The sequence below is a fragment of the Curtobacterium sp. 24E2 genome (genome assembly GCF_016925595.1).
Lineage (GTDB): Bacteria > Actinomycetota > Actinomycetes > Actinomycetales > Microbacteriaceae > Curtobacterium.
The window spans coordinates 407,320-429,640 of record NZ_CP068987.1; the positions used below are offsets into that span (position 1 = coordinate 407,320).

Consider the following 22,321-nt stretch of genomic DNA (forward strand, 5'->3'; position numbering starts at 1 on the left):
GGCGCCGGATGCGCCGGCCTGGGGTACTGGCAGGGCCTGCCTGTGCCGGTGCACGGCTGGCAGGATCGTGGGCGTGAAGACACTGGAGTTGCCACAGACGGACCTCACCGCATCCGACGTCGTCGTCGGCTTGATGCGGATCAACGACATGAGCGACGAGGACATCCGCGCGCTCTACAGCGCCTCGCGTGACGCGGGCGTGAACATGTTCGACCACGCCGCGGTGTACGGCGAGTGGCACGGCTGCGAGGAGCGGTTCGGCGCGGCCGTCACGCTGTCGCCCGCGGAGCGGGCCGAGATCGTGCTGCAGACCAAGGTCGGCATCCGACCGACGCCGAAGGGCGCGTACTTCGACTTCTCGTACGAGCACATCCTCGAGTCCGTGCACGAATCGCTCGCCGCGCTGCAGACCGAGTACGTCGACGTCCTACTCCTGCACCGCCCCGACGCCCTGGTGGAGCCGGAAGAGGTCGCGAAGGCCTTCGACGAGCTGCACGCCGCCGGCAAGGTGCACCACTTCGGGGTCTCGAACCACACCCCCGGTCAGGTGGACCTGCTCAAGAAGCACGTCCAGCAGCCGCTCGCCTTCAACCAAGTGCAGCTCAGCATCACGCACGCCAACGTCATCTCGCAGGGCCTCACGGCGAACATGGGTGGCCTCGACCAGTCGATCTCCCGCGACAACGACATCCTCAACTACTCGCGGATCAACGACATCACGCTGCAGGCATGGTCGCCGTTCCAGAAGGGCTTCTTCGACGGCGTCTTCCTCGGCGACCGCGAGCAGTACGCCGAGCTGAACGACGTGCTCGAGGAGATCGCCTCCGCGCACGGGGTCACCCCGACGGGCATCGCCGTCGCCTGGATCACCCGCCACCCCGCACACTTCCAGGTCGTCCTCGGCACGACGAACCCGCAGCGCGTGCGCGACTCGGCGGCCGGCTCGGACGTCGAGCTGTCCCGCGAGGAGTGGTACCGGATCTTCACCGCCGCGGGGCACACCGTTCCGTGAGTCCATCGGGCAGGGTGGGGTCGTGCTCCCCGACCTCACCCTGCCCGTCCGCTTGTCTGCCCACGCCGGATCGGTGGTGGTGCGGAACGCGGCCGACGACGACCTCGACGCACTGATGGCGTTGCTGTCCGACGACCCGATCAGTGCGGCCCGCGGGGACGTCGCCGCCCCGGAGGACCGTCCGCAGTACGCCGCGGCCCTCCGAGCGATCACCGACGACCCAGCGAACGCGCTGCTGGTCGCCGAGGACGAGGGCGGTCGACTCGTCGGCACGCTGCAGCTCACCCGGATCCCGGGCATGGCTCGTCGAGGAGCAACCCGGCTGCTCGTCGAGGCCGTGCGCGTGAGCAGCGCGCTCCGCTCCGGCGGCATCGGCAGCGCGATGATGCGGTGGGTGACCGACGTCGCAGCACCGGAGCTCGGAACCCCGCTCGTGCAGCTCACATCGGACGCCGCCCGCACGGACGCGCACCGGTTCTACGAGCGCCTCGGGTTCACCGGATCGCACGTCGGCTTCAAGTACCGCGTGCCTGACCTTTCCGCGCGCTGACGTTCTTTCCCAGAACGCGCGCGATGCAAGACGGTTTCGGGCGTACCTGGTCGAAACTTCCGACCAGGTACGCCCGATTCGACCAGGTACGCCTCAGTCGGCGGAGTCAGCAGACCGCGCCGTCGGGACGCGTACGTCGACGGGGGACACCGCGGCGGGGTCGGCGGAGGCGCCACCGACGACGTCGAAGGAGATCCCGAGCATCGCCGGGTCCTCGTCGAGCTCCAGCCCGTCCTCGCGGACCTGGTCCTCCGGGATTGCACGGCCACCAGACGGGTCCCACGAGTTCGCGATCGACATGCCGACGAGCATGCCGGGCGACCTTGAGTGACGCCTCTGAACCGCCGCAGAAGCTCCGATCAGCAGTCGAGGTCAGGCACCGTCCGCCGCGATCAGCTCGAGCTGCGTCAGCGCCACGTCGGTGCCCGCGGTGAAGACGAACGACGAGCCGCCGCCGATGATCCGGAAGACGCGGGTCTGCCCGGTCCAGGTGAACTCGGCGCCGTCGACCGCCGTGACCGTCTCGCCGAGGGACACCTGCCACGAGTACGACCCCGGAGTCACCACCGTCACCGTGTACAACGACGCTGCGGGGCAGTCCACGTCGAACGACACCGACTCCCCCGCGGCGAGCGCCGTGACCGTGCGCCCGGTGTCATCCGTGAGCGGCGACGCCCCGACGGGCAGCAGGTCGACGGGGGCGTCCCGGTAGCCGTGCACCTCGGACGCCGAGACGGGGCGGGTGTCCGATGCCCAGCACTGCGGCTCGGAGGACAGCGTGAAGACGATGTGCGACGCCGACACCACCACGTGGTGCGGGATGCTGACCGATGTCCAGGGCGAGCCGTCGACCGTCACCGACGCCACGTACGCGCCTGCGGAACCGTCGGCGACCTCGATGACGGTGGGCGTTCCTCCCGGCTGGTGCAGCGCCGTCCTGCGAACCGACGGCGGCACGAGCACGTAGGTGCCCGTGGACGGCGCCAGGGGTACAGGCCGATCGTCGCGAAGACGTACCAGGCGCTCATCTCGCCGTTGTCCTCGTCGCCGGGGTAGCCCTGGCCGAGGTCGGAGCCGACGAACAGCCGCTCCAGCGATTCGCGGACGATGCGGTGCGCGTCGTCGTGCCGACCGGTGAACATCGGGAAGAACGGGATGTGGTGCGCGGGCTGGTTGGACAGGCCGAGCATGCCCATCCGGACGTCGCGGGCCTCGGTCATCTCGTGGATTGGGAAGCCGTACGCGCCGGATCGGACGGTCGCGCCGGTCTCGGGTGTCGCGAAGAATGCGTCGAGTGCGGCGTCGAACCGGGCTGGTCCGCCGTGCAGGTCCACGATGCCGGCACCGTCGTGGGGAGCGGTGAAGGCCGTGCCCCACGCGTTCGTCTCGGTGTAGTCGTCGCCCCAGTCGCGCGGGTCGAACTCGGTGCCGACCCGCCACGAGCCGTCGGGGTCGCGCCCGATGAAGAAGCCCCGCTCGGAGTCGAACACGTGCCGGTACTGCAGGGACCGCCGGGCGAACCACTCCGCCTCGGCCTCGTACCGGGACAGGTCGGCGGGCGTCGCCGCCCGCGATGCGAGCAGCCCCGCCATCACCGCGAGTCCCCAGTCGTTGATGGCGGCGTCCAGGGTCCAGGACATCCCCTCGGACGTCGCCGTGTCGACGTGGCCGCGGAAGGCGCCCGGGAGGCTCCCCTTGCGTCCGACGCGCTCGTCGCGCGGCGGGACGGTCGCGTTCCGCACCGCGCTCCGGTACGCCTCGGCGAGGTCGAACCCGGTGACGCCCTTCGCCGCGAGGTCGGCGAAGACGGTGTCGCTCGTGGTGCCCGTCATGCAGTCCTCGGCGCCGGGGCGCTCCAGCGCGGGGTCCACCCGCCGTCGTGGTGGTGCTCGACGAAGCCCTGCGCGAGCTCGCCGGCGGTCTCCGGGGTGAGGAGCCCGAGGAGCGGCCACGCGGTGCGGTAGGTGTCCCAGAACCCGTTCGTGGTGGTGAACGGCCCCTCGACGACCTCCGGCCCGGGCTCGTCGCGGATCGGGTCGGCGAGGACGGCTCCGTACGGGGAGCGGTGGTGCGGCGACCCGGTCAGAGCGGTCTCGCCGGCACGGTTCGGGTAGAGGAACAGCCGGTAGAGGCCGGAGTACAGGCTCGTCAGCTGGTCCGGGGTGGCTCCGTCGAAGGAAAGGGTCGCGAGCTTCTCCGTCCAGAGCGCCTCGGCGCGGGTGCACATGGCGTCGAAGGAGCCGGCGGCGTCGAGGTTCGCGCGGGCGTCCTCGATCGAGACGGTCGAGATGCCGAGCAGGACGTCGACGACACTGGTGCCGTCCACGGCCAGCCAGCCGCGCAGCTCGTGCTCGCCGGTGCTCGTGTGGTCCGCGGTCACGTGCGGGACCCGGACGTGCACGTGGTGCGGCGGGGTGCCGGGGCGGTCGTCGAGCAGGGCCTCCACCACGGCGGTGCCGTCGGTCACGGTCACGGAGACGTCGGAGACCCACCCGTGGTGGTCGAGCACGATGCTGCGGGTACCGGTGAACCGGAAGCCGAGGGCGAACTCCCCCGCGGTCACCTCGGCCGTCACACCCTGGTCGAGGGCGACCCGGTACCGGTGCGGAGCGTCGATCTCGTCGTCGTGGTCGAAGCCGAGCGCGCGGGCTGCCCGGTCGACGTCGGGGGCGTCGAGCGGCGACGGCATGAACTGGAACACCCCGCGGTCCCCATCCACGGCGACGGGATGTGACTCGTCGCGAAGGCCTGGATCGCCGGTCGGACCCGTCCGTCGGCGTTGGTGCGCGCGTGCTCCTGGTAGGCGTACGGCCACCGGTTGCTCGACGCGTCGGTCATCGGCAGGCCGAAGACCCCGCCGTGGGGGATGCCGACGAGCGGCGCGTTGTTGCCGCGGGAGAACCGTGACGACGCCTGGGTGCCGCGGGTCGTGCGGACGTGGTCGAGCGGCGTGACCGGTGCCGGGCGCGCCGGGGCGATCCGGACGTCGTCGAGCCAGCCGCGCAGGGCTGGACGCTCCCCGGCGGCGCCCGACGGCTGCGTGTCGGAGCCGAGCCGGGCCTCCAGTCGGTCGACGACCAGCCCCGCGAACGGCGTGAGGTCCACCGCGCGACGGTTCCACTGGTCGACCCACTGCTTGCGGGCCGCGTCCTGCGCCTCGGGCGTGAGCGCGTCGCCGTACTGGTCGCGAGCCTGTCCGCCGTGCGCGGCCGCGTGCTCGCTCAGTCGTGTGCCGTCGGTGAAGACCACGTCGACGGCGAAGGCCGTGGCGTCCCAGAAGTGCGGCAGGTCCGCCTCGGTGGGCTCGGTGGCGCCCTGCGGCAGCGTGCGTTCCGGGAACCAGACCCACGACAGTTCGTCGCCGGGTGCGACCACCCGGCCTCCGGAGCCGGGGACGATCGCCACGACGACGCCGGCGCCCGCGGGTCGTTCGACCAGCCACCCCTCCGACGATCCGAAGCCGACACCGTTCCGCGCCGCGACGGCCGTCGTCGGCCCACCGCTCCGTTGCAGTTCTCGCACGGGACCAGCGTATTTGGTCCAGCGTCTGGACGAAAACGCTCGGCGTGTCAGCCCTTGTTCTGCCCGGGGGCGTTCTCGGACTTGCCGGGCCCGGAGTCGACCGCGGTGTCCGCCGCGCCGGTGCCGTCCTGGGGTTGCTGCACCGGGTTGGACGCCGGGCTGCTCGGCTCGGGACCGACCGGCGGGTCCTGCGTCGGTTGCGCCGGTTCGCTCGGTTCCTCGCTCGGCTGCTCAGCGGGCTCGGACGGCTGTTCGGCCGGTTCGGACGGCTGCTGCTCGGCCGGTTCGCTCGGCTGTTGCTGCTCGTCGCTCGGCTGTTGGTCCTCGCTCGGCTGGTCCTCGGGCGGTGCGGTCGAGGTCGAGTCCGTCGGTGCGGGCGTGCTGTCGCCGTCACCGTTCAGGGCGAAGACCGCGACGCCGATGCCGATCAGCACCAGGACGACCACGACGATCGCCGTGATGATCGGCCCCTTGCGCCGCTTCTCGCGCTGCGCCGGGTCGTCACCGGCACCCGGGCGGACGGGCGGGGCCGCGGGTGGCACGCCACCACCACCGCCGGTCGGGCCGCCGGTGCCACGCTGGGCACCGAGGACGGTGGTCGACACGTCGTCCGCCGCGTGCGGCTGCTGCGCGTCCATCACGCGGGTCGCGTCGTCCGCACCAGGCTGTCCACCCGGACGGGAGGCGCCACTCGCCGGCATCACGCGGGTCGCGTCGTCCGCGTGCGCGGCCATCGGAGCCGTGGCTGCGGCGGCGGCACCGGCCGCGGCAGCACCGGCCGCCGCACCTCCTGCGGCCGCCGTGCGTGTTCCGGGCCCGCCGGGCAGGAGCTGCGTGGCGGTGGAGGGCTCGTCGCGGCCCAGGGCGCGCAGTCGTTCGGCTGCCTCGGCCGCGCTCGGGCGCTCGGACGGGTCCTGCGCGGTCATCACGTGCAGGAGCGTGCGCCAGGCAGTCGGCAGGTGCTGGTCGATCTCCGGGCTGCGGGTCAGCCGCGCGGTCGCGGACTCGATCGCACTGCCCGGGAACGGCGTCTTGCCGGTCATGCACTCGAGCAGCACCAGCCCGAGCGCGTAGACGTCGGCCTTGCCGGTGATCTCCTGCGCGAGGACCTGCTCCGGCGCCAGGTACGCGGCCGTCCCCATCACGGTGCCGGTGCCGGTCACGCGCGAGGCGTCACGGAGCAGGGCGATGCCGAAGTCGGCGAGCTTGACGTGGGTGCCGTCGCGTTCGAGCAGCACGTTGGCGGGCTTCACGTCGCGGTGGACGATGCCCTGCGCGTGCACGGCGCTCAGCCCGTCGGCCACCTGTGAGCCGACACGGGCCGCGGTCGTGGGGTCGAGCGGTCCCTCGCGCAGTCGGGTGGCGAGGTCGCTGCCGGGGACGAGCTCCATGACGAGGTACGAGTCCCCGTCCTCGTCGTCGAGCGCGGCGTCGTACAGGGTGACGAGGGCCGGGCTGCGCAGTGTCGCGAGGGTCTGGATCTCCGACTCGGCTCGGGCGCGTTCACCGTGGTCGACCGGTCCGATGCGGAACACCTTGACGGCGACCTCGCGGCCGAGTTGCTCGTCGACCGCTCGGTACACGGACGCCATGCCACCGTGTCCGAGCGTGCCCGTGACGCGGTACCTGCCGCCGAAGACCCGTTCTTCCATGCGGGGCAACCTACCGGTAGCGGCTGACGGGCCTCTGCCGCCGGTCCCGCACCCGGCTCAGTCCGGGGTGGGCTCGGCGCCGTGGCGGAGCGCCGTCAGGTACAGCCGGTGCGCCGTGATCACGAGGGCGAGCCAGGCGAGCCCCAGCGCCCACGCCGCCAGCACGTCGGTGAGCCAGTGGTGCCCGAGGAACACCCGCGAGGCCCCGACCGACAGCACGAACAGGGTCCCGACGACGATCGTCCACACCCGCGTGACGACCCGCGACTGCCGCAGGAGCAGCAGGTACACGATCGTCCCCACGATCACCGTCGCGTTGAGGGTGTGGCCGGACGGGAACGACGGCGAGTGCTCGTACGGCGGCACCGCGTCGGAGAGCGGCGGACGCGCCCGACCGATGAGGTCCTTGCCGGCGATCGTCATGAGCAGCGAGCCGCCACTCGCCGCGACGAGCAGCACCAACGGGGTCCACGCCCGACGCTGGACGGTGAACCCGACCAGGAAGCCGAGGGCGACGATGGGCATGCCGATCGTGCCGGCGATGTCGGTCCACCACGTGACCAGGCGATCCCCCACGGGCGACCGGAGGGTGAGTGCCCAGTCGAGCACCGGACGGTCGAGCACGGCGACGTCGTCGGCTTCGCGGACGGCGTCGTAGACCTCTGACGCGAGCCAGGTCGCGACGACGGCGATGCCGATCCCGACGGCCAGCGTGAGCAGCAGGAGCGGCATCGCGCCGTACCGGTGGCCGAGCGCGGTCCACCCCTGCGCGGTCGCCCGACCCGCGCGGGTGCGCCAGCGGGTGAGGTCGACCTCGCCGACGGTGCGGTCGGCGGCGTCCCCGCGTTCGGTGTCCATCCGTCCACCCTGCCCGAAGCGCCCGGGAACCGCCGAGGCAGACTCCGGTCAGTCCTTCGCCTCGGAGTACGCCCCCACAACCGCGACCGACAGCGGGAACGTCACCGGGAAGTCCTGGAACAACAGCCGACCAGCATCGACCGCGGCTTCGCGGATCTGCGTCGCCACCCACTCGGCGTGCTCCTCCGGCGCGTGCACCACGATCTCGTCGTGCACGAAGAACACCAGGTGCGGGCCGTCCGTCACGGCCCCGGGGAACCGCGCGGTGAGCCGGGAGCGCAACGACCCCATCCACGCGAGCGCCCACTCGGCCGCGGTCCCCTGCACCACGAAGTTCCGGGTGAACCGCCCCCAGCTCCGCGCCCGGGACTCGACGGCACGCTGCATCGCCGGGGTCCCCTCGACCGTGTATGCCTGGTTCCTGGCCTCGAACCACGACGGCTCCGGAACGGGCGACGTCCGTCCGAGCAACGTCGTGACGGGTTCGCCCCGCTCCCCGCGCGAGCGGCGCGTTCGACCAGGTCGAGCGCGCGCGGGAACGCCCGCACCAGGCGCGGGACGAGCCGACCGCCCTCACCCTGGGTGGCGCCGTACATCGCGCCGAGCATGGCGACCTTCGCCTGCTGCCGGGTCTCGACCGCGCCCGAGGCCACGACGCCGTCGTACAGGTCACGTCCGTCGCCCGCGGAGGCCATCGCTCGGTCACCGGCCATCGCGGCGAGCACGCGTGGCTCCAGCTGCGCAGCGTCGGCCACGACGAGCTTCCAGCCCGGGTCGGCGATGACCGCCCCGCGGATCCCCTTCGGCAGCTGCATCGCTCCCCCGCCGTCGGCCGCCCAGCGTCCGGTGACGACGCCGCCGACCACGTACTTCGGGTGGAACCGGCCATCGCGCACCCAGTCGTCGAGCCACGTCCAGCCGTTCGCCGTCAGGAGCCGCGCGAGTCGCTTGTACTCGAGCAGCGGTTCGATGACGGGGTGCTCGATCTCCTGCAGCTCCCACTTGCGGGTACTCGTCACCATGAGCCCCGCACGGCGCAGCGAGCGCAGGACGTCGGCCGGCGAGTCCGGGTTGAGCGTCGGGTCGTCGAGGCGCTCGCGCACGACGGCGGCGATCTCCTCGAGCCGCCGCGGCCGCACGCCGTACGGGACGCGCGGCCCGAGCGTCTCCTCGAGCAGTCGCTCGTGCACGTCGGCACGCCACGGCAGCCCGGCGTGCAGCATCTCCGCCGCGACGAGGGCTCCGGCGGACTCCGCCGTCGTCAGCAGGCGGAGGGCACCGGGCGACGTCGACCCCGCGACCGCGGCGAGCTGTGCCCGGAACTCGGCAACCGGGTCGATGTCGTCGTCCGGCACCGACGCGGTGAACAGGGCGTCGTCGAAGAGCTGGGCCTGCGTCGGCCGGACGACCCGGGCCTCCGCCACCGGAGCGTCGAGCGCGTCCGCCGGTGCCGCAGCGAGCGCGGACCCGCGCGCGGCCAGCGCTGCACGCAGGATCCGCCGACACAACCGCAGGTCGACGCAGCGGCCCACGCGTCCGCCGGCGGCGAGCACGGCCGGGTACCAGCGTGCGGTGTCGTCCCACACCCAGCGCACGCCCGGTGCGTCGTGCGCTGCGACGAAGGTCGGGAGGCCCGACTCGTCCACGCGCATCGGCTCGCCGGCAGCGGTCCCCGCGTCGGTCAGGGGCGTCGCGAGGACGCCGCCGTCGACGCGGCGGAGGACGAGGTGCACGGAACGATCATGCCGTGCCCCACCGTCACCGGCTGACGGGGTGACGGATCAGGCGCGCGTCGGACCGCCGGGGCGCACGGCTGCGGTGTCGGCGACGTCGATGCGGACGTCGCCGTCCTCGGCGCGGGACACCTCGACCCGGGGGCGGCGTCGTGCGCGTCGGACCCGGACATGCGTCGGAAGGTGTCCTGGCGTCGTTCCTCGAACGTCATGTCCACGCCGTCGTCGAGGTGGTCGTGGTCGGGCTTCGTCATGCGCTGCACGGTACGCGCTGACCGCTGCGCGCGATCAGACGACGGGCGCGGTGCCGGTCCGTTCGGTCCAGTGCGCGCCCGCCGCCCACCGGTCGAGCACCGCCCGGGGCAGACGACCGGACGCGTTCGAGGCCCGCGCCGTGGCCAACGGCACACCGAACACGAACTTCGCCACACTCTCGTCCCCCTCGGCGGCGTCGTGCGGGCCGGGTGGCGCGAGCCGGAACCGTCGCGCGAAGCGCACCAGGTTCGCGTCGGGACCGAGCACCGTGGCCAGACCGGGGTCGAGGATCCACGAGCGGCACTGCCACCGTTCGGCGGCGTGCGCCGGTGCGAGAGCCCGCAGGACCTCCGGCGCGCGGGCGAATGACCGGTCGCAGGCGTCCGGATCGAGCGGCCCGGTCTCAGGGACGTGGACACCGTAGGCCGGCTGGCCGTCCGGCAGGTGGTCGCCGAGTTCGTACTGGAGGCGCCCCACGGCCACCACGCGACCGGTCGCCACCGCGACGAGCCAGTCCACCCCCGTGCCACGCAGGCCGTACCGGTCGAGTTTCCGGTCGACGTCGGCGACGGACGCCTCAGCCAGGCTGCGCGGGAGTCCCCGCGCCTCGAGCGCCGCGGCGTTGCCGGGCACGGACGCGCGGAACGCGGCGATCAGCAGGGCGTCCCGCTGGGCGGGCTCCGCGTCGACCACGGTGGCGGCCAGTGCGGCCGCCACCGTGGCGGAGTCGTCCGGCGACCCCACGGCGGCGGCGAGGACCGCGACGGAGGCGGGACGGGCCTCCTGGCCGGGGGTGTCGGCGGTCACTTCAGACCGGACGAGGCGAGCCCGTCCATCACCCGCCGCTGCAGGACGATGAACATGATGAGCACCGGGGCCATGGCCATCAGGCTCGCGGCCATGAGCACCGGGTAGTCGATCGTCCGGTCGCTCGACAGCGTCGCGAGTCCTGCGGCGAGGGGCATGTCCTCGGCCCGGGTCGAGACGACGAGCGGCCAGAGCAGCTCGTTCCACGACCACAGCACTGTCGTGATCGCGAGCACGCTGATCGAGGGACGTGCGAGCGGCAGCATGATCCGCCAGAAGGTCTGGAACGGGTTCGCGCCGTCCATGCGCGCAGCCTCTTCGAGCTCGGGCGGCATGTTCAGGAACGCCGTCCGCATCAGGAAGGTGCCGAACGCGCTGAACAGGCCCGGCGCGACGATCCCCATCAAGGTGTCGAGCCATCCGAGCCCCTGCACGATCTGGTACTGCGAGATCAGGTAGACCTGCGACGGCACGAGCAGGATCGACAACACGATCGCGAGCAGGATCGCCCGGCCGCGGAACCGCATGCGGGCGAAGGCGTAGCCGGCGAGCGTGCAGAGCACGATCTGCGCGAGGGTGCGGATGATCGTGACGTACACGGACGTGCCGAGCTGGCTGAGGAACGGCAGGCGCTCGAACACCTGCGCGTAGTTCTGCCACTGCAGCTCCCCGGCCAGAACGTCGGGGTGACGGACTGCACCTGGGCGTTCGTGGACAGCGACATGATGATCTGCCACACGAACGGGAACGCCATCGCGAAGCCGCCGACGCCGAGGACGACGTGGATCCACCAGTGGCTGCCACCGCGACGACCGGGCCGTCGTGCTGCCCGTGGCGGTGTGACGGTTGCGGTCATGCCTGCACCCACTTCCGTTGGACGCGGAACTGCACGAGCGTGACGATGCCGATGAGCAGGAAGATCACCATGGCGATCGCAGCCGCGAAGCCCTTGGCGTTGTCGATGAACCCAGCGCTGTAGAAGTAGAAGACGAGCGACATCGTCTTCGGGATCACCGGGTTGGTGCTGCCGAGGATGGCGTAGAGCAGGTCGAACAGCTGGAAGCTCGAGATCGTCGTGACGATGACCACGAAGAAGATGCTCGGGCTGAGCAGCGGGACCGTGACGGAGCGGAACTGCCGCCAGCGGCTCGCGCCGTCGAGTTCGGCGGCCTCGTACAGCTCCGGGGGATGTCCTTGAGGCCCGCGCCGAGGATGATCATCGAGAACCCGAGGGACGACCACAGGCCGACGAAGCTCACCGCGACGAGCGCGAACCCGGGCGTCGAGATCCAGTACGGACCGTCGATGCCGAACAGTCCGATGAACCAGTTCACGATGCCGTAGTCGCCGTTGAACATGATGCGCCAGACGAGGGCGATCGCGGCAGGCATGGCGACGTAGGGCAGGAAGAAGAGCACCCGGTAGAACTGTGCGAACCGCAGGCCCGGGGTGTTCAGCAGGCTGGCGAGCCACACCGCGATCGGGATGCCGGCCAGCACGATGACCGTGTAGACGATCGTGTTGAGCAGCGACTGGTACAGCTGCGGGTCACCGGCGAGGCGGACGTAGTTCGCGACACCGCTGAACGTCGCACCGCCGAACACGCCCCAGCTGGTGAAGGAGTACCAGAACGTCTGGATGATCGGCCAGATGTAGAAGGTGCCGACGCCGATGAGCAGCGGGAGGACGAACAGCCACGGCCACCAGCCGTCGGTCCGTCGGGGTGCGCGCTTGCCGCCGGCCGTCGGGCCGGGCGCCCCGCCCGGACGAACGCGTCGTCCGGGCGGGGGTGGAGGCGGCCGGCGGCCGCTCGGTGTTGATCGTCATCGGCTCGGGACTCACTGTTCCTTGGCGAGGGCGGCGTCCATCTTCTGCGCGAGCTGCTTCGCGACGTCGTCGACCGGGGTCGAACCGTCGAAGGCGTTCGGCAGGAGGTTGGTCTCGAGGGTGTTCCACGCAGCGGTGTTCTTCGACACCGGCAGGGGCTTGGCGTAGTCGACGGCGTCGAGGAACACCTGCAGGTCGGCGTCCGGCATCGTCTTCGTGAAGGCGGACTGCGTGCCCTCGTAGGCGGGGATGACGGCGCCCATGTCGCCCTGCTGCTGCTGTGCGGTCTTGCCGGCGAGGTAGACCTGGAGCGCCTGCGCCGCGGCCTTGTTCTTGCTCGCCTCGGACACGACGTTCGAGACACCGTGGATGACGGTCGCCTGCTCCTTGCCCTTCGGCAGCGGGTACACGACGATGTCCTTCTCCATCGCGGTGCCGGTCAGGGCCGAGCGGAACCAGCTGCCGCCCTGGTACATCGCGAGCTTGCCCGAGGTGAACCACTGGTCGGCGGTGGTGTCGGTGAGCTGCTTGATCGACGGCGAAGCGCCCGAGTCGATCAGGTCCGTCCAGAACTGCAGGCCCGCTTCCGATGCCTTCGAGTCGTACTCGGACTTCGTGCCGTCCGCGTTCACGACGGATCCCCCGGCCTGGAAGATCGTGTCGTAGTAGGTCGTCTGGCCGTCCATGCCGCCGGCCGCGCCGTACGCGCCGTCGGCCTTGAGCTTCTCGCTGAGCTCGGCGCCGGTCTTCTGGAAGTCGTCCCAGGTCCAGTCCTTCGACGGCAGGTCCATGCCGGCCTTCGCGAACAGGGCCTTGTTGACCCAGACGCCGATGGTGTCGAAGTCCTTCGGCACGCCGTACTGGGTGTCGTCGTACGTGTACAGGTCGTTCAGCGCGCTCGAGTACTTCGCGGGGTCGATGTCGCCGGCCTCGACCTCGCCGGTGATCGGCGCGAGCTTGCCGTTGGCCGCGTACAGCTGGAAGTTCGGGCCGTTCATCCAGAACAGGTCGGGAAGCGTGTTGCTCGAGCCCTGGGTCTGCAGCTTCGTCCAGTAGTTGGCGAACGGCGTGACGTCGACGCTGACCTTGATGTGCGGGTACTCCTCGTTGAAGCCCTCGAGGTTGGCCTTGATCGCCTTGACCTGGTTCTCGTCCCAGACGGCGTACGTCAGGTTCGCCTTGGTGTCCTTCGCGGCGGCGGTGTAGTCGCCGCCGGAGCTCGACGCCCCGGAGGACGTGGAGCACCCGGCGAGGAGTGCGGCCGCGCCGAGGGCGGCGACGGCGCCGACGAGGATCCGGCGGACGCCGGTTCCTCGGGCGGGGATGTGTGCGGTCATCGGGAGGTCCTTTCGCACGGCCGTCAGGAACCGACGGTCTGGGCGGGGTGGGTGGGGTGCGGAGCGGGTCGTGTGGCGGGTGTGGCGGGCCGGCTGAAGTGCGCGATCGTCTCGGCCGGCAGCGGCGGGACGTCGATGGGGACGGAACCGGTGCGCAGCGAGCGGGTCGCCAGGGCACCGGCGGCGACCGCGGCGCGCGCCGCGATCGGGGACAGCTCCGTCGGTTCACCGAGGGCGACGGACCGGAGGAACTCGGTCATGGTGATCAGGTCGGCGTCGGCGTGGCCGTCCTCGACGCCGTCGATCGGGTACTCGCGGTCCCCCGCGGTGTCCCAGCCACGACGGTGCGTCCAGACCTTCACGACGCCACCGCCGGTGTCGCCGATGTTCTCGAGGCGGCCCTCGGTGCCGATGACCGTGTAGTTCCGCCAGTAGTCCGGGGTGAAGTGGCACTGCTCGTAGCTGGCCTGCACGCCGTTGTCGAGCGTCATCATCACCATCGAGACGTCCTCGACGTCGACGACGGGGTTCAGCCCGGTCTGGGCGAGCGGCGGCCAGTTGTCGTGGGAGAACCAGTCCCCCATCAGCTCGCCGCTGCGGTCCCGTCGGTCGGTGACGTCGCCGTAGACCGACAGCGACCCCATGCCGACGACGCGGCTGGTGTCCCCGCCGCCGAGCGCGTGGATGACGTCCAGGTCGTGGCTGGCCTTCTGCAGGAGCAGGGAGTTGACGTTCGCACGGTCGGCGTGCCAGTCCTTGAAGTAGTAGTCCCCGCCGTTGCCGACGAAGTGGCGGCACCAGACGGCCTTGACCGCACCGATCTCGCCGCGGTCGACGATCTCGCGCATCAGGCGGACGACGGCCGCGTGGCGGAAGTTGTGGCCGACGTAGAGCGGGGTGCCCGTCTCGGCCGCGGTGTTGAGCACCGCGTCGGCGTCCTCGACCGTGATGGCGAGGGGCTTCTCGAGGTAGACGGCGATGCCCGCGCGGAGCAGCTCGATCGCGATCTCGGCGTGCGTCCGGTCCGGAGTGGTCACGATCGCGGCGTCGACCTGGCCCGTGAGGTCCCGGTGGTGCTCGACCACCAGCGCATCGGGGTACTCGGCCCGCCCGCGCTCGCGGCCCGCTGCGGTGACGTCCGCCACGGCGACGACCTGCGCCCGCAGTGCCGGGTCCGCGGCGACCGCCTCGGCGACGTGCCGTGCGATGGCGGACCGCTGGCCCATGCCGATCACCGCGACGCGGAGTATCCCGTTGTCAACGCCCATGCTCATCTCGCTCCCTTGCGTGATTGTGACGCCCATGATGCCGAATCGATCATGAATGCACAATAGGCGCTCATGGATCGCTCATGGGTCCACGGCGGGAGGGTTTTACACGATCGAAACGTCGCGCCCGGGATCCGGGCTCGTCCATCGGCTCAGTCGGCGACGACGAGCTCCACGCCGGCGCTGGCGAGGTCGGCTGCGAAGGCCGGCGGGACGGGCTGGTCGGTGACCAGGACGTCGATGCGGTCCAGCGGACAGATCCTGGCGAACGTCGACCGCTCGATCTTGGTCGAGTCGGCGACCACGATGACCCGTCGGCCGACCGAGGCGAAGTGCCGACTGACCTCGGCCTCGCCCTCGTGCATGGTCGTGGCGCCGTACTGCCCGGTGAGCCCGTCCACCCCGAGGACCACGAGGTCGAGTGCGAACTCGTCGAGGGTGTCGCGGACGAGCGGGCCGACGAGCTCGTACGACTGCCGACGCGCCACCCCGCCCGTGACCACGATCTTGACGTTGGCGCGGACGGACAGTTCGTACCCGACGTTGAGCGCGTTCGTCACGATGGTGATCCCGAACTCGCCGTCGGCACGGATGAACCGCTCGCTCTTGCCGAGTTCACGAGCGACCTCGGTCGTGGTGGTCCCACCGTTCAACCCGACGGTCTCACCCGGCTGCACCAGTCGCGCGGCGGCGCGGGCGATGGCGGTCTTCGCCTCGGCCTGGCGCGCGATCTTGTACTGCAGGGGCAGTTCGTAGCCGGCACCGAGCGCCGCGGCGCCGCCGTGCGTGCGCGTGACGAGCCGCTGGTCGGCGAGCGTCGTGAGGTCGCGTCGGGCCGTGGCGGCCGAGATCCCCAGCAGCTCCTCGATCTCGGCGATCGACACGTTGCCGCGTTCGCTCACCAGTTCGAGCAGGGCGTTCAGCCGCTGTTGGGGGTCATGACGGCCATCCTACGGTGCCATCGCGACCGCTTGGTGATCGGAATTGACGCTTTGGTCTTCCATCGCGCACGATCGCTCGCTACGCTTCCTGATCATCGATCACCCGGATCGAACCGGACCGGAAGGCTCCCATGACCGACACCTTCGTGAGCGCCGAACTGGCCTCCCAGCCGGAGACCTGGCGCGCTGCCGCAGCACTCCTGCCGACCTTCTCGGACGCGCTCCCCAGCCCGGTGAACGCGTCGCCGTGATCGGCTGCGGCACGAGCTGGTTCATCGCGATGAGCTACGCCGTCGCCCGTGAGCAGGCCGGCCTCGGGGTCACCGACGCCTTCGCCGGCTCCGAGTACCCCGCATCGCGCGAGTACGACCGCGTGCTCACCATCAGCCGCTCGGGCACCACGACCGAGATCGTCGACCTGCTGCAGGCGCTGCCGTCGCAGCGCACCGTCCTGATCACGGCCGTCGCGGACAGTCCCGCCGCGGCCGTCGCCGACGACGTGGTCGCACTGCCCTTCGCCGACGAGCGCTCCGTCGTGCAGACGCGGTTCGCCACCACGGCGCTCGCCCTGCTGCGCGGGTCGATCGGCGACGACGTCGAGGCCCTCGCCGCCCAGGCCGAGATCGCGCTGACCCTGCCGATCGACGACCTGCTCGACGCCGAGCAGGTCTCGTTCGTGGGCCGCGGTGCCGCCGTCGGCCTGACGTTCGAGGCCGCACTCAAGACGCGGGAGGCCGCGCAGTTCTGGGCGGAGTCCTACCCGGCGATGGACTACCGGCACGGGCCGATCGCCATCGCACAGCCCGGCCGGCTCGTCTGGTCGCTCGGTGCCGCACCGCAGGGGCTGGCCGACGAGGTCGCCGCCACCGGTGCGCGCTTCGTGCAGCACGACCTCGACCCGATCGCCGGCCTCGTCGTCGTGCACCGGTTCGCCGTCGCCCTGGCCGAGGGCCGTGGGCTGGACCCGGACAACCCCTGTTCGCTGACGCGGTCGGTCATCCTCACCTGATGGCGGGCGCAGGCGCGGTGCTCGGGGTCGACGTCGGCGGCACGGGCACCAAGGCCCGACTGACCGACGCCGACGGACTCGTCCTGGACGACACCCGGGTCCCGACGCCGCGCGACGATCCGTCGGGGCTCCGACTGGCCGTCGCCGTCGCCGACCTGGCAGTGCGGGCACTCGACCGCGGTCGGCTCGACGCCGTCGGGCTCGTCACGCCGGGCGTCGTCGACGAATCCGCCGGCACCGTCGTCCTCGCGGTGAACCTCGGGTGGCGGGACGTGCCGGTCCGCGACCTCGTGCGGGCCGAGCTCGTCCGACGCGGTGTCGACGTCCCGATCGCCTTCGGCCACGACGTCCGCGCCGGTGCCCTCGCCGAGACCCACACCGGCGACTCGGCACTGTCCCGCGGATCGGTCGCGTTCGTGCCCGTCGGTACCGGCCTGGCCAGCGCGCTGGTCGTCGACGGCCAGGTCGTGTCCGGCGGCGGATGGGCGGGGAGATCGGCCAGGTGCTGATCCCGTCCGGACCGCACGCGGGGCTCCGGGTCGAGGAGATCGCATCGGCCGGGGAGTCGCACGCCGCTCCGGGTCGGCATCGGCGCACGCAGCCATGCTCCGAGTGCGCGACGGCGACCCCGTGGCGACCGCCGTCTGGGACGACTGCGTCGCCGTGCTCGCGGACGCCCTCGCCTGGACGACCGCGGTCGCCGGCTGCCACACCGTCATCGTCGGCGGTGGACTCGCCGAGTCCGGCCCGCTGCTGTTCGGGCCGCTCCGCACGGCGGTGGCCGAGCGACTCGTCGGGGTCCGCGCACCGGAGATCCTGCCGGCCGCCCACGGCGACGCCGCCGGAGCCATCGGCGCAGGTCTGCTCGCACGGCGGGTGCTCGAGGCCGGGGTCCTGCTGTGACCACGCTCGTCCGCGCGCCACGCATCGTGACCGCCGCCCACGACCTGCACGACGGGTGGCTCGTCCTCGGCGACGACGCCACCGTGCTCGCGGTCGGTGCCGGCACACCGCCGCGCGCGGACTCCGCGGTCACCGTCGAGGGCACCGTCGTGCCGGGCCTCGTCGACCTGCACGCCCACGGCGCACTCGGCCACGACTTCGCGACGTGTTCCGCAGCGGACGCCCGAGCGGCGGCCGCGCACCACCGGTCACGGGGGACCACGACGCTCGTCGCCTCGATCGCGACCGGGCGTCCCGACGACACCGTCGCAGCGCTCACGCGCCTGCGCCCGCTCACCTCGGACGGAACGCTGGCGGGCCTGCACCTCGAAGGGCCGTGGTTGTCCCCGGCCCGCCGCGGAGCCCACCGGGTGGACCTGCTCCACGCCCCGGACCCGCTCGAGGTCGACACGTACCTGGCGGCCGCCGACGGCGCGCTGCGGGTCGTGACACTCGCCCCCGAGCTCCCGGCGCCCTCGACACCGTGTCGCGGTGCGTCGCCGCCGGGGTCGTCGTGGCGATCGGGCACACCGACGCCACCGCCGAGCAGACCCGCCGCGCCATCGACGCCGGCGCCACGCTCGTCACGCACCTGTTCAACGGCATGCCACCGCTCCACCACCGCACGCCGGGGCCGGTCGGGGCTGCCCTGACCGACGACCGCGTCCTGCTCGAGTGCATCGTCGACGGACACCACCTCGACCCGACCACGATTGGGCTCGTCCAGCGGAGTGCGCCAGGCCGCCTGGTGCTCGTGTCCGACGCGATGTCGGCGACGGGCTGCCCCGACGGTGACCACACCATCGCCGGGTCCGCGGTCACGGTCCGCGGCGGGGTCGCCGTGCTCGCCGACGGGTCGTCGTTGGCGGGCAGCACGATCACCGTCGCCGACGCCGTCCGCGGGCTGCTGACGAGCGGGGTCGCGGTGCCCGAGGTCGTCGCCGCCTCCGCCACGCGTGCGGCTCGGCTGCTCGGTCGACCGGCACCGCTCACGGTCGGCGCACCCGCCGACCTCCTCGTCCTCGACCCCGACACCGGTGCGGTGCGGGACCCCTCCGGACGGCAGTGGTCTCGTGATCGTCGTCGTCACCCCGAACCCGGCCGTCGACGTGACGTACCGGGTCGCCGAACAGCGCATCGGCGAGACCCAGCGGGTCCTCGACGTCGCACGGCACCCGGGCGGCAAGGGCCTGAACGTCGGCCGGGTCCTGGCGGCGACCGGTGTCGCGACGCACGCCGTCCTGCCCCTCGGGGAGACGCCCGGCCGCTGGATCTCGGACGCGCTCGACGACCTCGGCCTCGGCCACACCGACGTCGTGGTGTCCGGCACGACCCGCACGACCGTCACCGTGGTCGACGACGTCGCCCACCCGACGATGTTCGGTGAGCCCGGCCCGGTGCTCACCAGCACCGAGTGGGACGCCGTCGCCGCAGCGGTCGACGGACTGCTCGGCCGCCACGACGCCACCGCCCTCGTGGTGTCCGGTTCGCTGCCCGGCGGTGCCACACCCGACGTCGTCGCGAGCTGGGTCGCCACGGCCCGTGAGCACGGCGTCCTGAGCGTCGTGGACTGCTCCGGTGCCGCACTGCTGGCGGCGGCGAGCGCGGGTGCCACCGTCTGCAAGCCCAACCGCGAGGAACTGCTCGAGGCCACCGGCGCCGCGGACGAACGCACCGCCGCCCTCCGGCTGCTGGAACGCGGCGCCGGCGTCGTCGTGGTCTCCCGCGGAGCGGACGGCATCGCCGCCCACACCACGGACCACGTGCTCGAGGTCCCGGCGGTGCCCGGCGTCTCGGGCAACCCGACCGGGGCGGGCGACGCAGCGACCGCCGGTCTGGTCGGTGCCCTGGTCCGCGCGGGTGACCAGCAGAGCGCCGGTGCCCCCTTCGCCGACGACACCCTGCTCCGAGCGCTCCGGTCCGCCGCTGCCCACGGGGCCGCGGCCGTCCTGCGCCCGGTGGCGGGTGAGGTCGACCCCGCCGACGTCCACCGCTTCCTGATCCACCCCGACCGAACGAGGACCCCAGCATGATCACCGACCTCGCCCTGACGGGCCTGCTCGACACCGCCCGCACGGCACACCGCGGCGTCGGCGCGTTCAACGTCGTGCTGCTCGAGCACGCCGAGGCCATCGTCACCGGGGCCGAGCGCGCCGGACTCCCCGTCATCCTGCAGATCAGCGAGAACTGCGTCCGGTACCACGGTGGGCTCGCGCCGATCACGACCGCGACCCAGGCGATCGCGCGAGCCGCCGACGTCGACGTCCTGGTCCACCTCGACCACATCGAGGACCCGGACCTCGTCACCGCCGGCATCGACCTCGGCGTGGACTCCGTCATGTACGACGGCTCGCACCTGGACTTCGCGGCGAACGTCGCTGCCACCCGTGACCTCGCGGTCCGGTGTCACGCCGCAGGCGTCGCCATCGAGGCCGAACTCGGCGAGGTGGGCGGCAAGGACGGCGTGCACGCTCCGGGTGTCCGCACCGACCCCACCGATGCCGCCGCGTTCGTGGCCGACACCGGAGTCAATGCCCTGGCCGTCGCCGTCGGGACCTCGCACGCGATGCAGACCCGCGAGGCCTCGGTCGACCGCGACCTGGTGGAACGCCTGCGTGACGCGGTGCCGGTCCCGCTGGTCCTGCACGGTTCGTCCGGGCTGTCCGACGACGAACTGCGCGGCGCGGTGCAGGCCGGCATGACGAAGATCAACATCTCGACCCATCTGAACGGCCTGTTCACCCGTGCCCTGCGCACCGTGCTCGATGAGCGGCCCGACCTGGTCGACCCCCGGAAGTACGTGTCGGCGGGGCGCGAGGCGATCTCCAGCGAGACCGCACGACTGCTGACGCTCCTGCACGGCTGAGCGGTGGTGGCCCGGGCAGCCGCAGTCCTCAGCAGAGCGGGACGTTCACCGCGAGCCCGCCCATGGCGGTCTCCTTGTACTTCGTCGACATGTCCGCGCCGGTCTGCCGCATCGTCTCGACGACCTGGTCGAGCGACACGTGGTGCACGCCGTCCCCGCGCAGGGCCATCCGTGCGGCGTTGATCGCCTTGTTCGCCGCGATCGCGTTCCGCTCGATGCACGGGATCTGCACCAGGCCACCGATCGGGTCGCAGGTGAGCCCGAGGTTGTGCTCCATCGCGATCTCGGCGGCGTTCTCGACCTGTTCCGGGGTGCCCCCGAGGACCTCGGCGAGTCCGGCGGCCGCCATCGACGCGGCCGAGCCGACCTCGCCCTGGCAACCGACCTCGGCGCCGGAGATCGACGCGCGCTCCTTGTAGATCGACCCGACGGCGCCGGCTGTGAGCAGGAACCGCACGACTGCGTCGTCCCGGTCGGCAGCGGTGATCGCGGGGACGTAGGTGAGCGCGTAGTACAGCACCGCGGGGATGATGCCGGCGGCGCCGTTGGTGGGTGCGGTGACGACCCGGCCGCCGGAGGCGTTCTCCTCGTTCACCGCCATGGCGACGAGGTTCACCCACTCCATGGCGAACAGCGGGTCGTGGTCGGGGTCCTCGCGCGTGAGCTGCTCGTGCCACGTGGCTGCGCGACGCCGGACGTCGAGTCCGCCGGGCAGGCATCCGTCACGGCGGACGGAGCGTTCGACGCACGAGTCCATGACGATGTGGATGTCGAGCAGCCCGGTGCGGACGTCGGCGTCGGACCGGGTGACCGACTCGTTGGCGAGCGCCACCCCGCTGATCGGCAGACCGGAGGCAGCGCAGGCGGCCAGCAGCTCGGCGCCGCTCGAGAACGCGAACGGGACGCGGTCGTCGACCGGGATCGCCGCCCCCGCGACCACGGCGCCGTCGTCCTCGGCACCGTCGTCCACGCCGTCGCGCGCGATGAAGCCACCACCGATCGAGTAGTACGTCTCGTCAGCCAGGTCGGCACCGGCTCCGTCACGGGCTCGCAGCCGCATGGCGTTCGGGTGCCGGGGCAGCATCGTGAGGGTGCAGCACGATGTCGGCGATCCGGAACGGCACGGTCGCCCCACCGTCGAGCCGGAGCAGGCCGTCGCGTTCGAGGGCGTCGAGCGCCGACGACATCGCGTCCGGGTCGACCGTCTCGGGGTGGGACCCCATCAGGCCGGCGACCACGGCGCCGAGGGTGCCGTGGCCCTGCCCGGTCGACGCCAGTGAGCCGTACAGGTCGACGGCCACGGAAGCGACGGGCAGCCCGGCGATCAGGGACGCGAACTCGGCGCCGGCCCGCATCGGCCCGACGGTGTGCGAGCTCGAGGGACCGACACCCACGCTGAACAGATCGAAGACGGAGACCGGCACGCCGCCACACTAACCCGTCCGGACGGACCGGGGTTCAGCGGCGGGTGTTGCCCTCCGCCGGCACCACGAACCACAGGACGACGTAGGCGATCCACAGCGGCCCGGGGAACAGGCTCAGGATCACCCAGCCGATCCGGACGAGGGTACGGGACAGGCCGAAGCGGTCGGCGAGGCCGGCGCAGACACCGGCGAGGATGCGGCCGTTGCGGGGCCGGGAGAGAGTGCTCATGGGGACGACGTTACGCACCGGCGACGAGCGAGGGCATCCGGGCAGTACCCCGGAGAACGGTGGGGACAACCCCCGAACGGCCAGGACAG

The 22,321-nt window shown here is 72.0% G+C and carries 20 protein-coding genes and 3 pseudogenes; 8 read left to right on the forward strand and 15 right to left on the reverse strand.

From position 1 onward, the window contains the following. Positions 1-73 precede the first annotated feature (73 nt). Both JN350_RS02045 and JN350_RS02050 read left to right on the forward strand, forming a co-directional pair. A complete protein-coding gene (locus JN350_RS02045) occupies positions 74-1,012 on the forward strand; it encodes an aldo/keto reductase (RefSeq protein ID WP_205463377.1) in 939 nt (312 codons plus the stop codon). A 22-nt stretch (positions 1,013-1,034) separates the two neighbouring features. Continuing rightward, entirely contained in the window at positions 1,035-1,562 is a 528-nt protein-coding gene (locus JN350_RS02050; protein WP_205463378.1) for a GNAT family N-acetyltransferase, read from the forward strand. Between the two features lie 93 nt (positions 1,563-1,655). Here the strand turns inward: JN350_RS02050 and JN350_RS02055 are convergent, their stop codons facing one another. The 13 genes and pseudogenes from JN350_RS02055 to JN350_RS02125 all read right to left on the reverse strand — a co-directional run bounded on the left by JN350_RS02055 (position 1,656) and on the right by JN350_RS02125 (position 15,744). Then, complete coding sequence (locus JN350_RS02055; RefSeq protein ID WP_205463379.1) at positions 1,656-1,874, reverse strand: hypothetical protein; 219 nt, start codon at positions 1,872-1,874, stop codon at positions 1,656-1,658. 60 nt (positions 1,875-1,934) lie between these two features. Continuing rightward, a pseudogene (locus tag JN350_RS20465) lies at positions 1,935-4,251 on the reverse strand (GH92 family glycosyl hydrolase). Further along, positions 4,134-5,084, reverse strand: coding sequence for a hypothetical protein (locus tag JN350_RS02075; RefSeq protein ID WP_240347480.1), 951 nt, complete (start codon positions 5,082-5,084; stop codon positions 4,134-4,136). The pseudogene JN350_RS20465 and the gene JN350_RS02075 overlap by 118 nt, the downstream one beginning before the upstream one ends. A 47-nt stretch (positions 5,085-5,131) precedes the next feature. After that, positions 5,132-6,736 carry a serine/threonine-protein kinase gene (locus JN350_RS02080; RefSeq protein ID WP_205463384.1) on the reverse strand — a complete coding sequence of 535 codons (1,605 nt, stop codon included), beginning with the start codon at positions 6,734-6,736 and terminating at the stop codon, positions 5,132-5,134. Positions 6,737-6,793: 57 nt separating this feature from the next. Beyond that, on the reverse strand, positions 6,794-7,594 hold the full coding sequence (locus tag JN350_RS02085; protein ID WP_205463385.1) for a phosphatase PAP2 family protein: 801 nt from the start codon (positions 7,592-7,594) through the stop codon (positions 6,794-6,796). 48 nt (positions 7,595-7,642) lie between these two features. Continuing rightward, positions 7,643-9,327 (reverse strand): annotated as a pseudogene (locus JN350_RS02090) (bifunctional 3'-5' exonuclease/DNA polymerase). Then, positions 9,276-9,581, reverse strand: a complete 306-nt coding sequence (locus JN350_RS02095; RefSeq protein WP_205463386.1) for a hypothetical protein — start codon at positions 9,579-9,581, stop codon at positions 9,276-9,278. The pseudogene JN350_RS02090 and the gene JN350_RS02095 overlap by 52 nt, the downstream one beginning before the upstream one ends. Before the next feature lie 34 nt (positions 9,582-9,615). Next, entirely contained in the window at positions 9,616-10,389 is a 774-nt protein-coding gene (locus JN350_RS02100; RefSeq protein ID WP_205463387.1) for a hypothetical protein, read from the reverse strand. Continuing rightward, positions 10,386-11,126: a carbohydrate ABC transporter permease gene (locus JN350_RS02105; RefSeq protein ID WP_240347481.1), complete on the reverse strand. Its 741-nt coding sequence runs from the start codon at positions 11,124-11,126 to the stop codon at positions 10,386-10,388. Before JN350_RS02105 ends, JN350_RS02100 begins: the two co-directional genes overlap by 4 nt. A 115-nt stretch (positions 11,127-11,241) precedes the next feature. Next, positions 11,242-11,862 carry a carbohydrate ABC transporter permease gene (locus JN350_RS20470; RefSeq protein ID WP_461963498.1) on the reverse strand — a complete coding sequence of 207 codons (621 nt, stop codon included), beginning with the start codon at positions 11,860-11,862 and terminating at the stop codon, positions 11,242-11,244. A 365-nt stretch (positions 11,863-12,227) separates the two neighbouring features. Next, positions 12,228-13,553 carry an ABC transporter substrate-binding protein gene (locus JN350_RS02115; RefSeq protein WP_205463388.1) on the reverse strand — a complete coding sequence of 442 codons (1,326 nt, stop codon included), beginning with the start codon at positions 13,551-13,553 and terminating at the stop codon, positions 12,228-12,230. 23 nt (positions 13,554-13,576) lie between these two features. After that, complete coding sequence (locus tag JN350_RS02120) at positions 13,577-14,827, reverse strand: Gfo/Idh/MocA family protein (protein WP_205463389.1); 1,251 nt, start codon at positions 14,825-14,827, stop codon at positions 13,577-13,579. Positions 14,828-14,973: 146 nt separating this feature from the next. Then, positions 14,974-15,744, reverse strand: a complete 771-nt coding sequence (locus JN350_RS02125; protein WP_205464337.1) for a DeoR/GlpR family DNA-binding transcription regulator — start codon at positions 15,742-15,744, stop codon at positions 14,974-14,976. 265 nt (positions 15,745-16,009) lie between these two features. Here JN350_RS02125 and JN350_RS02130 point away from each other — a divergent pair, with 265 nt between their 5' ends. From JN350_RS02130 to JN350_RS02155, 6 genes are all read left to right on the forward strand, one after another. Beyond that, the gene (locus JN350_RS02130) at positions 16,010-16,771 is read left to right on the forward strand and encodes an SIS domain-containing protein (RefSeq protein WP_461963501.1); all 762 of its coding nucleotides are present in this window, start codon (positions 16,010-16,012) and stop codon (positions 16,769-16,771) included. Continuing rightward, positions 16,771-17,280, forward strand: a complete 510-nt coding sequence (locus JN350_RS20015) for an ROK family protein (RefSeq protein WP_205463390.1) — start codon at positions 16,771-16,773, stop codon at positions 17,278-17,280. The genes JN350_RS02130 and JN350_RS20015 overlap by 1 nt, the downstream gene beginning before the upstream one ends. A 94-nt stretch (positions 17,281-17,374) precedes the next feature. Continuing rightward, positions 17,375-17,674, forward strand: coding sequence for an ROK family protein (locus JN350_RS20020; protein WP_205463391.1), 300 nt, complete (start codon positions 17,375-17,377; stop codon positions 17,672-17,674). Next, complete coding sequence (locus tag JN350_RS02145; protein ID WP_205463392.1) at positions 17,671-18,366, forward strand: amidohydrolase family protein; 696 nt, start codon at positions 17,671-17,673, stop codon at positions 18,364-18,366. Before JN350_RS20020 ends, JN350_RS02145 begins: the two co-directional genes overlap by 4 nt. 420 nt (positions 18,367-18,786) lie before the next feature. Further along, the gene (locus tag JN350_RS02150; RefSeq protein ID WP_205463393.1) at positions 18,787-19,746 is read left to right on the forward strand and encodes a 1-phosphofructokinase family hexose kinase; all 960 of its coding nucleotides are present in this window, start codon (positions 18,787-18,789) and stop codon (positions 19,744-19,746) included. After that, positions 19,743-20,579, forward strand: a complete 837-nt coding sequence (locus tag JN350_RS02155; protein ID WP_205463394.1) for a class II fructose-bisphosphate aldolase — start codon at positions 19,743-19,745, stop codon at positions 20,577-20,579. The genes JN350_RS02150 and JN350_RS02155 overlap by 4 nt, the downstream gene beginning before the upstream one ends. A gap of 28 nt (positions 20,580-20,607) precedes the next feature. On the opposite strand, the pseudogene JN350_RS02160 reads toward JN350_RS02155, so the two are convergent. Together JN350_RS02160 and JN350_RS02165 are read right to left on the reverse strand one after the other, a co-directional pair. Beyond that, positions 20,608-22,003 (reverse strand): annotated as a pseudogene (locus tag JN350_RS02160) (L-serine ammonia-lyase). Positions 22,004-22,037: 34 nt separating this feature from the next. Beyond that, a complete protein-coding gene (locus JN350_RS02165) occupies positions 22,038-22,232 on the reverse strand; it encodes a PspC domain-containing protein (protein ID WP_111083567.1) in 195 nt (64 codons plus the stop codon). Between the last annotated feature and the right edge of the window lie 89 nt (positions 22,233-22,321).